Source organism: Methylobacillus pratensis, assembly GCF_054072455.1.
On the sequence record NZ_JBSUSR010000006.1, the window covers coordinates 84,000 to 96,303 of the forward strand.

Sequence of the window (12,304 nt, forward strand, 5' to 3'; positions counted from 1 at the left end):
ATGTCGCGCAAGCTATTGGCGCGGCTGGCGGTTGTGCTGGTGCCCGCGCTGGTGCTGTTGGCTTATTTATGGCTCAAGCCTGGCGGAGGCACGGTCGAACCGTTAGCGATCGCCTGCGAGGATATTGTGCGCGGATGCCGTCATGACGACCTGACAATCCAGGCGATGACAACGCCCAAGGTCATGCAGGCGTTCGAGATGCGGGTAACATTGCCCGAGGCGGAGTCGGTGCAGGCCAGCTTTGATATGCAGGATATGCAGATGGGGGTCAACCGCTACCGTCTCCAGCAGCAGCCTGATGGCAGCTGGCGCGCCATGGTGACCCTGCCGGTATGCGTGAGCGGCAGCAGCGACTGGCTGATGACGCTCGATATCAAGCGTCCGTCCCAGCCATTAAAGACTCAATATAAACTCGAATTCAGCGCCCAGCCTTAACCTACTATTCGTGCGCTAGTATTCGTCGTCGTCAGGCTTGGGGTTGGTGTCCGGGATGCGATAGCCCTCACTGGCCCATTGGCCCAGGTCGATCAGGCGGCAGCGTTCCGAGCAGAACGGACGGTATGGGTTTGTGCTGGAGTATTCCGACAATTCCCCGCATTGCGGGCAGGGAACCAGTTTTTTGCCTACAGGTTGCACAATGTCAATGAGAAATCGATGTTGGAGTCGCAAGGACGCGGCCGTTGGGCGTTGTCCAGGCTGTTGAAGCGGATGTTGATGGCGTACTTGTTGGCGCTCACTTCGGGAAAGCAGGGCGTATCGTCGCTGATCTCCACCCGCAGCATCTGCGCAGGCTTGGCGCCTCCCAGCATTTGCTGGTAAGCCCCGTTGACGGCGGTCATGCTGGAAGTCGCTCCGCTGCCGCGCAGGATGTGCAGGATGATGCGGATGGCGTCGTACAGCGGCATCAATGGGCTCATCCAGACGCTGAGGTCGTGCTTGCGGCGCTCGCTGCTCAGTCCCAGCCAGTAGTGGTAGGACGGCAGGTCGAACTCACAGACGCCGCCTGGGATGACGGAGCGCTGCTTGATGCTCATCAGCCATTCGTTGTCGCGCAGGGTTTGTCCGAGCTTGCCTGGCGTATTGCGTAGCGGTCGCGCTGCATTCTCGATATCGGTCACCAGGTCGTTCAGCACTTTTTCCTCGATCGAGGGGTTGCCGCGCAGGTTGTTCATGACCATTTTCTGGCGGTCCAACTCTTGCAGCAGGTCCATCTTGAGCTCGGCCCGCTCTATGATGTCCAGGATCTGGAAAATGGACAGCAGGACGCTGTGGTGGACGAACTCGTGCTCCCCCTCAATGTTATGCAAGACCTTGATAAACAAGTCTTCCAGACGCAACAGGGTACGGATGCGTTCATTAAAAGGATAGTCGTAACTAGGCACGGGCTTCTCGAGGCTGATCCGTTTGTTTATAAAAGCTAGCGTGAATTATCAGATTTATTCGCTAACTATGCAAGTCTTAATGAATTTTTCATGCATCAGGCGAATTTTCTCTTCTAGTTCCTCAATACTGCCGTTATTGTCGATGATGTCGTTGGCGAGGGCGCGGCGGAAACTGCGCGAAGCCTGGGCGGCGATGATGGAACGCACCATGCTCTCGGTGAAGCCGTTGCGGTTGACCACCCGGCTGATCTGCTTGTCCTCGTCGCAGTCGATCAACAGGGTGCGGTTGACGATGCCTTCGTAGCGGTTTGTCTCAAAAAACAATGGGATGGCGAGTATCTGGTACGGGGCCTGGTTGTAGTTTTCCAGTTCTCGCAGGGCCTCGCCGTGAATGGCGGGGTGCAGGATGGATTCGAGTAGCCTGCGGTCGGCATCGTTGGAGAATATGCGGTCGCGTATTTTGCCTCTATCCATGGCGCCATCCGCGGTGACATATTCTGCGCCGAATGCTTCCGCTATTTTCGCCACCAATGGCTGGCCGGCGCCGGTCAGGCGGCGCGAAATCACATCGACGTCGACGACGGGCACGCCCAGCCCGCTAAATATTCTTGCCGCTTCGCTTTTGCCGGCACCAATGCCGCCAGTGAGTCCAACTACGTACATCTATCAGCCTCCTAGATATAGTTGAGAGAGTTGTTTGCCGAAGAATAGGGCTGCAATCCCGCCCAGGGCCAGGTATGGGCCGAATGGAATCGGGGTTTCCCGCCCATGCTTGGTCAACACGATCAAGCCGATGCCGATGATGGAACCAGCGACTGATGATAATAAAATGACAGCAGGGAGCAGCTGCCAGCCAAACCAGGCCCCCAGCGCCGCGAGCAGCTTGAAGTCGCCGTAGCCCATGCCTTCCTTGCCGGTGACCAGCTTGAAGAGCCAATATACGGACCAAAGGATGAGATAGCCCGCAGCGGCGCCGGTCACGGCAGACGTGATATCAGTAAAGCCGTGGCTGAGGTTGAACAGCAAGCCTGCCCAAAGCAGCGGCAGGGTGATGTCGTCCGGCAGCAGGTGCGTGTCGAGGTCGATGAAGGTCAAGGCAACCAGGGCGAAGATAATCAGCCAGCTTGCCACCGCGAGGCTCGAATAGCCGAAATGCCAGCTGGCGAGGCCGGTCAGCACTGCCGTGAGGATTTCCACCAATGGATAGCGCGGGCTGATAGGTGTTTTGCATTGCCTGCATTTTCCGCCCAGGAACAAATAGCTGACGACCGGGATATTCTCCAAAGCCGTGATGGCATGTTGGCAATGTGGGCAGCGGGAGCGGGGCGTGACAAGGTTGTAGCGGACCTGTTCCGGCTGGGCCTTGCCTTCCGCTTCCAGGCGCTCCGCCTGCCAGGCCAGTTCCATCATGCGCGGCAGGCGGTGGATCACGACGTTGAGGAAGCTGCCCACCATGAGCCCGAGCAAGACGGAACAAGTGATGAAGAGCGCGGGGCTGTCCCTCAAGGCGTCCAGCAAAACAAAATCAGGCATAAATTGGGGTTATCGGTAAACTTTCCGCATCATCGCACCGTTATATCAGTATGGCAACCGCAGTTGTGGCGTCCTGGAAAGACTTGAAATTAGGAAAATTATCGCCACGTTATAGTTGTCAATATTTTCTCATCACTAACCTGAAAGGAATGCACATGATGAATACTGCAGCTCAAACCGCATGGGATACCCCTGTCGTTTGCCGCGTCGAAGTGGATTTATCGGGTTGGTTGGAACAGTTGACTGGTAACGGTGACTGGGAAGTCTATGATGAGTCCGAGGATGAAAACTACATGAGTTTTGCCATGCGTCATGGACGGCAACAGGCGGAAGTTACCCTTTACCACAATGGCTACGCCACGGTCGACGTGGATGGCGAATCCCTGTTTGACGGTTCGCTGACCACAAGGACCAGCCATTGCGCCCACCTCAGCTACTATCACGCTGAGAATGGGGAGTTGATAACATTGAATTGATCGCTGGAATTAAGCGGTATGATAAAGAGCCCTGTTCGCAGGGCTCTTTTGGTTTTACGGGGTTTGTTTTTCCGGAACTAAGTCCAGATGGCAATGTCGTTTTGCTGGGTTAGAGTGAACAATGAAGAATGAACAACAATACCTTACATAAAATACAGCCCCGGCAAAGATTGATCGACCTGCTGAGCCTGGAACGCAAAGACATCCTGCTGATCATCATCCTGATGGGCGGGGTGGGCTTCATCAACCTGGCGATTCCGATTTCGGTACAGGCCCTCATCAATACGGTGACCATGGGCAGCCTGATGAAGCCGCTGCTCATCATTTCCTTCATGCTGTTCATTTTCCTGCTGCTCGCAGGCTTGTTCTACGTGCTGGAGATTTTTATCGTCGAGCTCATCCAGCGCCGTATTTTCTGCCGGATTGCCACCGATGCCGCCAACAAGACGCAAGGCGCGAAATATGATGCGGCGGATGCGGAAGACCTGCAGGAGCTGGTCAACCGCTTCTTCGAGGTGACGTCGGTGCAGAAATCGGTCGCGACATTGCTGACGATAGGCGTGGCGACCATCCTGCAAGGGGTGGTGGGCAGTATTATCCTGGTTTTCTATAGCATTTATTTCGCCGTGGTGGTGGCGTTGGTCATGTTCATCATCCTGGTGATTGTCTACGTCATCGGCCGCAAGGCGCCATTGACGGCGATTGCGGAGTCCCATGCCAAGTTCGAATTGGCCGCCTGGCTCGAGACGATTGCCCGCAACCTCAATACCTTCAAATTCTCCTCGGGCGTGAGCCTGGCGCAGGAGCGTACCAGCCAGTTGGCGTCCGAATACCTGGAAAAGCGGAGCGCGCATTTCCGCATCCTCATCAAGCAATATCTGGGAGGCGTCCTCATCTATGCCTTGGGTGGCACCGCCATGCTGGCGCTGGGGGGCACTCTGGTGATCAAGGGGCAGATCAATCTGGGGCAATTCGTCGCGGCGGAATTGATCATTTTCGCAGTGCTGGCTTCTTTCCTGCGGTTTATCGGCCAGCTTGAGTATTACTACGACCTGCTTGCCAGCCTGGACAAGGTCGGCTATATCCAGGACTTGCCGCAGGAGAGGGCGCCGTCGCGCGAGATCGCGGTGCAACGGCCCATCAAGTTGAGCGCGGTGAACCTCGGCTATCATTACCTGCGGCATACCGCTTCGCAATCCGGGATCAGTTTCACCTTGCAGCCGGGCAGCAGCCTGGCGGTGCTGGGGGTCGCCGGCAGCGGAAAATCCTCATTGGCGGCATTGCTCACCGGCTTGAAGCAGCCGGAAAAAGGGCATGTCGAGTTCAATGACATCGTGATCGACCAATTCAAGCTGAATGAGCTGCGCAAGCATATTGGATGCGTTGGCAAGCCCGAGATCATCGAGGGCAGCATCGTTGAGAACGTATTGATCGGGCGCGACGACATTGCGCTCGGGACAGTGACGCAACTGTTGAGCAAGCTGGGATTGATGCCCAGTATCAACCAGTTCCGCGATGGGCTGGATACTCGGCTTTCCGTCAATGGTGCGCCGCTTTCCACCACGCAGGTCAATCTCCTGATGCTGGCCAGGGGGATTGTCGGGCAGCCGGGATTATTGATCGTGGATGGCGTGCTGGATTCCCTGGACGAGGCCGACCTCGACCGTGTCTTGCCCTTGTTGCTGGACCTGCCCGATCGCAGTGTGGTGATCATGACGCGCCACGCCTCGATTGCCCAGCGTTGCCAACAGACCCTTGCGCTGGAGCTGCTTGATCATGGCGCCTAACCTCATGGAAAACCAGAAGTTCTTGAAATACACGGCCACGCCCAGGGCGGTGAAGCGCATCCTGGTCTGGATCGTGGTGCTGTGCTTTATCGTGCCGACGCTGATGTTGTTCCTGCCTTGGCAGCAAAACGTGCAGGCCATGGGTGCCGTCACTGCCTTTGCGCCGTTGGAAAGGCCCCAGAGCGTGGATGCGCCGGTAGGCGGCGTCATCAAGCAATGGTTCGTGCGGGAAGGCACGCGCGTGCAGGCGGGCGACCCCTTGCTGGAAATCAGCGATGTCGACCCCAGGTTCAAGGACAGGCTGGCCGCGCAACGCCAGACCAGTGCTGCCAAGCTCAAGGCCAAACAGGATGAGCTGCAGGCCTATGAGGTGCGATTGCAAAACCTGCTCGCCGTACGCCAGGCGCGGGTGGCCGCCGCGGATTACGGCCTGGACGTCGCCAGGCAGAAAGTGGTGGCCGCCGCGGAAAATGTCGAGTCCGCCCAGGCCACGCTGGACGCCGCCGATTTCCAAGTCAGCAGAATGCAGCGCCTAGTGCAGGAGGGGCTGGTTTCCAGGCGCGATGTGGAATTGGCGGAGCGGGACAGGGCGGTGGCCCTCAGGAGCGTGAACAGCACCAAAGCGGCGCTGGATTCGGCGCGTGCCGAGGAAAAAACCGCGGCGGCCAATCAGGCGCAAGTCAAGGCCGAAACCCAGGCCAATATCGATGCCGGCCGCGCCCTGCTCAGCAAGATAGGTTCGGAAGTGGCGGATACCCAGAACGAATTGACCGGCCTCGAGATCAATCTGTCGCGCCAGGAGTCGCAACTGGTGCGGGCGCCGCGTGCCGGTACCGTGTTCAGGGTGCCGGTGAATTCACAATCCCAGGTAATCAGCCAGGGCCAGCCGCTGCTGGTGATCATTCCCGACAGCGAGCAACAGGCGGTGGAGCTGATCGTGAGCGGCCTGGATGCCGCCTTGATCCTGCCTGGCAGCCGCGTCAGGCTGGAGTTTGACGGCTGGCCGGCGATCCAGGTTTCAGGCTGGCCCAATGTCGCCATCGGCACGTTCGCCGGCAAGGTGGCCTTTGTGGATGCCAGCGACGACGGTACGGGTCGCTTCCGCGTCATGGTGGTGCCGGATGAAACCTTGCAGAAGTGGCCTAGCGAACGTTTCCTGAGGCAGGGCAGCTCCTCTCGTGGCTGGATATTGTTGGAGGAAGTGTCGATAGGCTACGAAATCTGGCGCGTGCTCAATGGCTTCCCGCCGCGTATCCCGCAGCCTGCGGCCACATCCAATCGAGGCGCTTGATGATGAAGCGCATCAAACCGGGTTTTATCATCGGTGGTTGCCAGGCATTGGCCTGGCTGTGCTTGGCGGCGATAATGCCGGTATCTGTCTGGGCTGCGCCAGACACAGGCGAGGCGCAATCCTCTATCGGACTACCGCAAGGCGTAGAACTCGACAGCATGAGCCGGGGCAGTGCCACGACCCTGGACGAAGGCTACGCGGCGGCACAGCGACAGTACAAACTGTCCCCGCCCAGGAAACTCAATATTAAGCTGGATGACGTGCTGGCGGACCATCCTGGGCAACCGGCATTCATGCCTGCCGGAGTCGAGCATGAATTGAGCATCGCGGATGTCCGCGCCAGGGCCTTGCAAAACAACCTTTCCCTGAAGGTGGTGCAATTCGATCCGCAGATCGCCCAGAGCGCGTTGGGGGCAGAGCGGGCCAAGTTCGACAACATCATCTATGCCAGCTTGCAGCGCCGGCGAGAGAACCGGCCGCTCACCAGCGGCGACATCGTGCAGCTCAAGGCGGAGGATACCCAGCTGGATGGGCAGTTGGTCAAGCTGGACAAGGCCGAGCAGCAAATTGACTACCTCGACGGCGAAGCGGGGATTGCCATTCCACTCAGGACCGGGGGGGTGGTGCGGGTGAGTACGCCCTTCGAGCGCAAGCTGACCGAGGGCAGCCTCGGCACTGACGAGTACAGGCGCGCAACGCGCTTCTCGATCAGCCAGCCTTTGCTGCGCAATGCCGGGGGCCGGGTCAACGAGGCCAGCATCCGCATCGCCGACCTGGATAGGCAGGCGGTGGATGCCAGGACCAGGCTGCAATCCATACGCGTGATTTCATTGATAGACAAAGCCTATTGGGATCTTTACGCAGCCTGGGCTGAGCTGGACGTGCGGCGCCAGCAATACGAGCTGGCGGCGCGCAACCTCGAGATGGTGCGCCGCAAGGTGGAAGAGGGTCTGGTGGCGAGCATAGAGGCCAGCCGCGCCGAGATCGGGATCTCCGATCGCATAGAGGCGTTGATCATGGCGAAGACGCGTTTGCAGCTGAGCCAGCGCCAATTACAGTTCCTGCTCAACGACCCGCAATATGCATTTTCAGGCGATGCGCTGATCCGGCCGCGGTCCGAGCCCATCCTCGTGCATTACGAATTCGACAAGGACAAGCTGGTCGAGTCTGCCCTACAAGGGCGGCTGGAGCTGCTCGAACTGGAATTGAAGCTGGCGGCGGATATCAACAAGGTGGAATACCTGCAGAACCAGACCTTGCCCCTGTTCACGCTGGATTACAGCTATGGCGCCTTGTCGGCGGGAACCAACAGCCTTTCCCGCGCCTATGACAGCCCGTTCGACAATCGTTTCAATGACTGGTCCGTGGGCTTGCGTTTCGAGCTGCCCATGACCAACGAGGCGCGCCGTAACCAGCTGCAGCAGGCCGTGCAGCAGCGCATGCAGCGATTGGCGACCAAGGAGTTGCAGGTGCTGACGGTCAAGCGCGAGATCCACGACGGCGTAGACCAGGCGGAGCAGCATTGGCAGCGCATCATTGCCGCGCGGCAGCAGGTCATGCTGGCAAGCGTCAATTATGACGGCGAGCTCAAGCAGTTCAATGAGGGGCTGCGCAACATGACCGAGGTGCTGGAAATGTTGAGCCGCCTTGGGGAGTCGCAGATCAAGGAAATCAGGGCCATGGTGGATTACCAGGCGGCGTTGATCGATATTGCCTATACCACGGGCACCCTGTTGGGCTACGGGCAGGTGGAACTGGGTTCCTGATTGGCTGCTTTAATAGCTTCGCGAGACGGCAAATTCGGCGAGCTGCAGCAAGGCCTGTTTGTAGACGGAGTCGGGCAAGTGGGTAATGGTTCTGCAGCCGGCCGCGGCTTCGGCCTTGGCGACTTCAAGCACGTGCTCCAGGGCGCCTGTCGCTTTCACCGCCTCTATCACTGCCGGCAACTCATCCAGGCCGCCTTGCTCGATTGAGTTGCGGATGATGGCGCGCTGCGTTTGCGTGCCGTGGCGCATGGCATACAGCAACGGCAGCGTGGGCTTGCCTTCGGCAAGGTCGTCTCCCAGGTTCTTGCCGATCTCGCTGCTGTCGCCGCTCAGGTCGAGCACGTCGTCAACCAGCTGGAACGCCGTGCCCAGGCGCATGCCGTATTCCGCCATGGCGGCCTCATCCTGCGCGTTGGTGCCGCAGATGATGGCGCCAAGCCGCGTCGCCGCTTCGAACAGCTTTGCCGTCTTGTAATGGATGACCTTCAGGTAAGCCTCGTCGGTGATATCGGCGTCGTGCACGTTGAGCAGTTGCAGCACTTCGCCCTCGGCGATCGTGTTGGTGGCTTCTGACAGCACCTCCATCACGCGCATGCTCTGGATGCTGACCATCATCTGGAAGGTGCGGGAGTAGATGAAGTCGCCGACCAGCACGCTGGCGGCATTGCCGAACAAGGTGTTTGCTGTCGCCTTGCCGCGGCGCAGCGAGGATTCGTCGACCACGTCGTCATGAAGCAGGGTCGACGTGTGAATCAGTTCTATCACGGCTGCCAGTTCGTGGTGCTTGGCTTCAATGCGGCCGAACGCGCCTGCCGAAAGCAGTACCAAAGCGGGTCGCAGGCGCTTGCCGCCGCTGTTGACGATATAATCGGCGACCTGGTTGATCAGGACGACATCGGAATGCAGGGATTTGCGGATCACCGCATCGACCTGTTGCATGTCATCTGCGATGCACGATTGAATAAAAGCTAGGGACACGTCTGGCTGCCAAAAATAAGTCTCGGGATTCTAGCATATGCAATGCGCGATACAGTGCCCGCATAACGGGCGCAACGCCTTAAAAATTGCGATTCTGCCGGGTTGGAGGAGTGGGCGATAATAGCATTTGCTTTCCGTGCGATTTTCCGTATAATGCCCGATTCATTTGAATGCGTAGCAAACGAGGCATAACCATGTATGCAGTTATCAAAACTGGTGGCAAACAATATCGCGTAGCCGCTGGTGACAAGCTTAAGGTAGAAAAGTTGGCGGGCGAAGTCGGCAGCGAAATCACCCTCGACAAGGTATTGTTGGTTTCCGATGGTGACAATACCACCATTGGTTCCCCTCTGGTTCAAGGTGCGAGCGTACAAGCCAAGGTTGTGGCTCACGGTCGTGGCGACAAAGTACTGATCTTCAAGATGCGTCGCCGCAAGCACTATCGCAAGACTCAAGGCCACCGCCAGAGTTTCACCGAAATCCAGATCGAAAAGATTGCTGCTAAGTAAGGAGTAGTTAGAAATGGCACACAAAAAAGCAGGCGGTAGTTCCCGTAACGGTCGCGACTCGAACGCACAGCGACTGGGCGTAAAGGCTTTTGGCGACCAGTTTGTTTCCGCTGGCAGCATCATCGTCCGCCAGCGCGGCACCAAGATGCACCCGGGCGAGAATGTTGGTATCGGCAAGGATCACACCTTGTTTGCCAAGGTTGACGGCAAGGTGGCTTTCTCCGTGAAAGGCGCGCTGGGCCGCAAGTTGGTCAGCATCATCCCAGCTTAATTCTGGCGTGATTCGGAAAAAGCCCTATCCAACGATAGGGCTTTTTTATTTTAAGCGGTATTTTAGGCGGTATGATGACTGCCTTAACGAATTGAACCTGTGAAATAGCGACCATGAAGTTTATAGACGAAGCCACGATCAAGGTCTACGCCGGCGACGGCGGCAACGGCGTCGCCACATTCCGCCGCGAGAAGTACGAAGCCATGGGTGGCCCCAATGGCGGCGACGGCGGCCGTGGCGGCTCAATCTACATGATCGCCGACCGCAATATCAATACCTTGGTCGATTACCGCTATATGCGCGTCTTCCGCGCGCAACGCGGGGAAAACGGCCGCGGCTCGGACCAGTACGGTGCGGGCGGCGAGGACATGGTGCTGCGGGTGCCGGTGGGAACCGTGATCAGCGACAAGGCGACCGGCCAGGTGCTGACGGACCTTGCCGAGCATGGCCAGAAGGTGATGGTGGCCAAGGGCGGCAATGGCGGCCTTGGCAATATCCACTTCAAGTCCAGTACCAACCGTGCGCCGCGCCAATGCACCAAGGGCGATACTGGCGAGGAGTTCGAGCTTTACCTTGAACTAAAGGTATTGGCCGACGTCGGCTTGCTGGGGATGCCCAACGCAGGCAAATCCACTTTCATCCGGTCGGTATCCGCCGCCAAGCCCAAGGTGGCCGACTATCCGTTTACCACCCTGCATCCCAATCTGGGCGTGGTGCGCGTCGATGCCAACCGCAGCTTCGTGATTGCGGACGTTCCGGGGCTGATCGAGGGTGCCGCCGAGGGAGCAGGCCTGGGCCACCAGTTCCTGCGCCACCTTTCCCGTACCCGTCTCTTGCTGCACTTGGTGGACCTGGCGCCGTTTGATGAGGCCGTCGATCCGGTGCGCGAGGCCCTGGCCATCACGGAAGAATTGCGCAAGTACGACGAAGAACTCTACAACAAGCCGCGCTGGCTGGTGCTCAACAAGGTTGACATGCTGCAAGACAGCGAGGAAAAGGTAGCCGAATTTGTCCAGAGGCTGGGCTGGAAGGGTCGCTATTTCGCCATTTCCGCATTGGCTGGCATAGGCTGCCGCGAATTGACCTATGCCATCATGGAGCATGTGGAAGAAACCAGCCGGGCTGACCACGAGGCGGCTGAGAGCGCCGGCACGGCCCCGGTAGCTGGAGACTAGGCAGGACCGGCAGAAATGACGTCATTGCTATTGAATGCGAAGTGCCTGGTCGTCAAGGTCGGCTCCAGCCTGGTGACCAACAATGGGGCCGGCCTGGACAGGGGTGCCATTGCGGCCTGGGCCGACCAGATTGCCAGGCTGGTCAAGTCCGGCAAGCAGGTGGTGCTGGTGTCGAGCGGCGCTGTGGCCGAGGGTATGCAACGCCTGGGCTGGAAGAAGCGTCCGGTCGCGATCAATGAGTTGCAGGCGGCGGCTGCCGTCGGGCAGATGGGCTTGGTGCAGATGTACGAAACCTGTTTTGCCTCGCACGGCCTGCATACTGCCCAGATCTTGTTGACGCATGCCGACCTGGCGGACAGGAAACGCTACCTGAACGCACGCACTACCTTGCGTACCTTGCTGGATTTGGGCGTCATCCCCGTGATCAACGAAAACGACACCGTGGTGACCGATGAGATCCGCTTCGGCGACAACGACACCTTGGGATCGCTGGTCGCCAATTTGATCGAGGCTGATGCGCTGGTGATCCTTACCGACCAGCCCGGCTTGTATTCCGCCGACCCGCGCAAGCATCCCGACGCGGAATTCATCCAGCATGGAACTGCCGGCAACCCGGCCTTGGAGAAAATGGCCGGCGGCGCTGGCACCTTGATCGGCAGCGGCGGCATGCTCACCAAGATACTTGCGGCCAAGCGTGCTGCGCGCAGCGGGGCGCATACCGTGATTGCCTCTGGCCGCGAGCCCGATGTGCTGGTGAGGCTGGCGCAGGGCGACGTGGTGGGCACCCATCTCAAGGCGCGCCAGGTTAAGACCCTGGCGCGTAAGCAGTGGCTGGCCGACCATTTGCGTCTGGCGGGCAAGGTCATATTGGACGACGGCGCCGCCAGGGCGTTGCTTGAAGGTGGGCGCAGCCTGCTGCCGATCGGCGTGATCGCGGTGGAGGGCAGTTTCGAGCGCGGCGAAGTGGTGTCGTGCGCGAATGCCGCCGGGCAGGAAATCGCACGCGGCTTGGTGAATTACAGCGCGCTGGAGACCGCCCGCATTCTGCGCAAGCCGAGCCACGAAATTGAACATATCCTGGGTTATGTCGATGAGCCTGAATTGATTCATCGCGATAACCTGATTCTGGTGTAAGG

At 58.7% G+C, this 12,304-nt stretch carries 14 protein-coding genes; 9 read left to right on the plus strand and 5 right to left on the minus strand.

The genetic code is table 11. The features are described from left to right. Complete coding sequence (locus tag ACW4YW_RS12625; RefSeq protein WP_457137876.1) at positions 1 to 435, plus strand: hypothetical protein; 435 nt, start codon at positions 1 to 3, stop codon at positions 433 to 435. A 15-nt stretch (positions 436 to 450) separates the two neighbouring features. Here the strand turns inward: ACW4YW_RS12625 and ACW4YW_RS12630 are convergent, their stop codons facing one another. The 4 genes from ACW4YW_RS12630 to ACW4YW_RS12645 are packed head-to-tail and all read right to left on the minus strand — an operon-like array spanning position 451 to position 2,915. Beyond that, positions 451 to 636, minus strand: a complete 186-nt coding sequence (locus ACW4YW_RS12630; RefSeq protein ID WP_457137877.1) for a DNA gyrase inhibitor YacG — start codon at positions 634 to 636, stop codon at positions 451 to 453. Beyond that, the gene (zapD, locus tag ACW4YW_RS12635) at positions 624 to 1,382 is read right to left on the minus strand and encodes a cell division protein ZapD (protein ID WP_457137878.1); all 759 of its coding nucleotides are present in this window, start codon (positions 1,380 to 1,382) and stop codon (positions 624 to 626) included. Before zapD ends, ACW4YW_RS12630 begins: the two co-directional genes overlap by 13 nt. A gap of 54 nt (positions 1,383 to 1,436) precedes the next feature. Next, positions 1,437 to 2,045, minus strand: a complete 609-nt coding sequence (gene coaE / locus ACW4YW_RS12640; protein ID WP_457137879.1) for a dephospho-CoA kinase — start codon at positions 2,043 to 2,045, stop codon at positions 1,437 to 1,439. Positions 2,046 to 2,048: 3 nt separating this feature from the next. Further along, the gene (locus ACW4YW_RS12645; protein WP_457137880.1) at positions 2,049 to 2,915 is read right to left on the minus strand and encodes a prepilin peptidase; all 867 of its coding nucleotides are present in this window, start codon (positions 2,913 to 2,915) and stop codon (positions 2,049 to 2,051) included. Positions 2,916 to 3,070: 155 nt separating this feature from the next. Here ACW4YW_RS12645 and ACW4YW_RS12650 point away from each other — a divergent pair, with 155 nt between their 5' ends. From ACW4YW_RS12650 to ACW4YW_RS12665, 4 genes are all read left to right on the plus strand, one after another. Continuing rightward, positions 3,071 to 3,391 (plus strand): hypothetical protein, encoded by a 321-nt coding sequence (locus ACW4YW_RS12650; protein ID WP_457137881.1) that lies wholly within the window; start codon positions 3,071 to 3,073, stop codon positions 3,389 to 3,391. Between the two features lie 128 nt (positions 3,392 to 3,519). After that, positions 3,520 to 5,178, plus strand: coding sequence for an ATP-binding cassette domain-containing protein (locus ACW4YW_RS12655; RefSeq protein ID WP_457137882.1), 1,659 nt, complete (start codon positions 3,520 to 3,522; stop codon positions 5,176 to 5,178). Continuing rightward, the gene (locus tag ACW4YW_RS12660) at positions 5,168 to 6,469 is read left to right on the plus strand and encodes an HlyD family secretion protein (RefSeq protein ID WP_457137883.1); all 1,302 of its coding nucleotides are present in this window, start codon (positions 5,168 to 5,170) and stop codon (positions 6,467 to 6,469) included. Before ACW4YW_RS12655 ends, ACW4YW_RS12660 begins: the two co-directional genes overlap by 11 nt. Continuing rightward, positions 6,469 to 8,235, plus strand: coding sequence for a TolC family protein (locus ACW4YW_RS12665; RefSeq protein ID WP_457137884.1), 1,767 nt, complete (start codon positions 6,469 to 6,471; stop codon positions 8,233 to 8,235). Before ACW4YW_RS12660 ends, ACW4YW_RS12665 begins: the two co-directional genes overlap by 1 nt. 9 nt (positions 8,236 to 8,244) lie before the next feature. Here the strand turns inward: ACW4YW_RS12665 and ACW4YW_RS12670 are convergent, their stop codons facing one another. Continuing rightward, positions 8,245 to 9,174, minus strand: a complete 930-nt coding sequence (locus ACW4YW_RS12670; RefSeq protein WP_457137885.1) for a polyprenyl synthetase family protein — start codon at positions 9,172 to 9,174, stop codon at positions 8,245 to 8,247. Positions 9,175 to 9,407: 233 nt separating this feature from the next. Between ACW4YW_RS12670 and rplU the strand changes: the two genes are divergently transcribed. From rplU to proB, 4 genes are all read left to right on the plus strand, one after another. Beyond that, positions 9,408 to 9,722, plus strand: coding sequence for a 50S ribosomal protein L21 (gene rplU / locus ACW4YW_RS12675; protein WP_011480440.1), 315 nt, complete (start codon positions 9,408 to 9,410; stop codon positions 9,720 to 9,722). 13 nt (positions 9,723 to 9,735) lie between these two features. Beyond that, entirely contained in the window at positions 9,736 to 9,993 is a 258-nt protein-coding gene (rpmA, locus tag ACW4YW_RS12680; protein WP_011480439.1) for a 50S ribosomal protein L27, read from the plus strand. Positions 9,994 to 10,106: 113 nt separating this feature from the next. Continuing rightward, complete coding sequence (gene cgtA / locus ACW4YW_RS12685; protein ID WP_457137886.1) at positions 10,107 to 11,168, plus strand: Obg family GTPase CgtA; 1,062 nt, start codon at positions 10,107 to 10,109, stop codon at positions 11,166 to 11,168. Positions 11,169 to 11,183: 15 nt separating this feature from the next. Then, positions 11,184 to 12,302: a glutamate 5-kinase gene (gene proB, locus ACW4YW_RS12690; protein ID WP_457137887.1), complete on the plus strand. Its 1,119-nt coding sequence runs from the start codon at positions 11,184 to 11,186 to the stop codon at positions 12,300 to 12,302. The last annotated feature ends 2 nt before the right edge of the window (positions 12,303 to 12,304 follow it).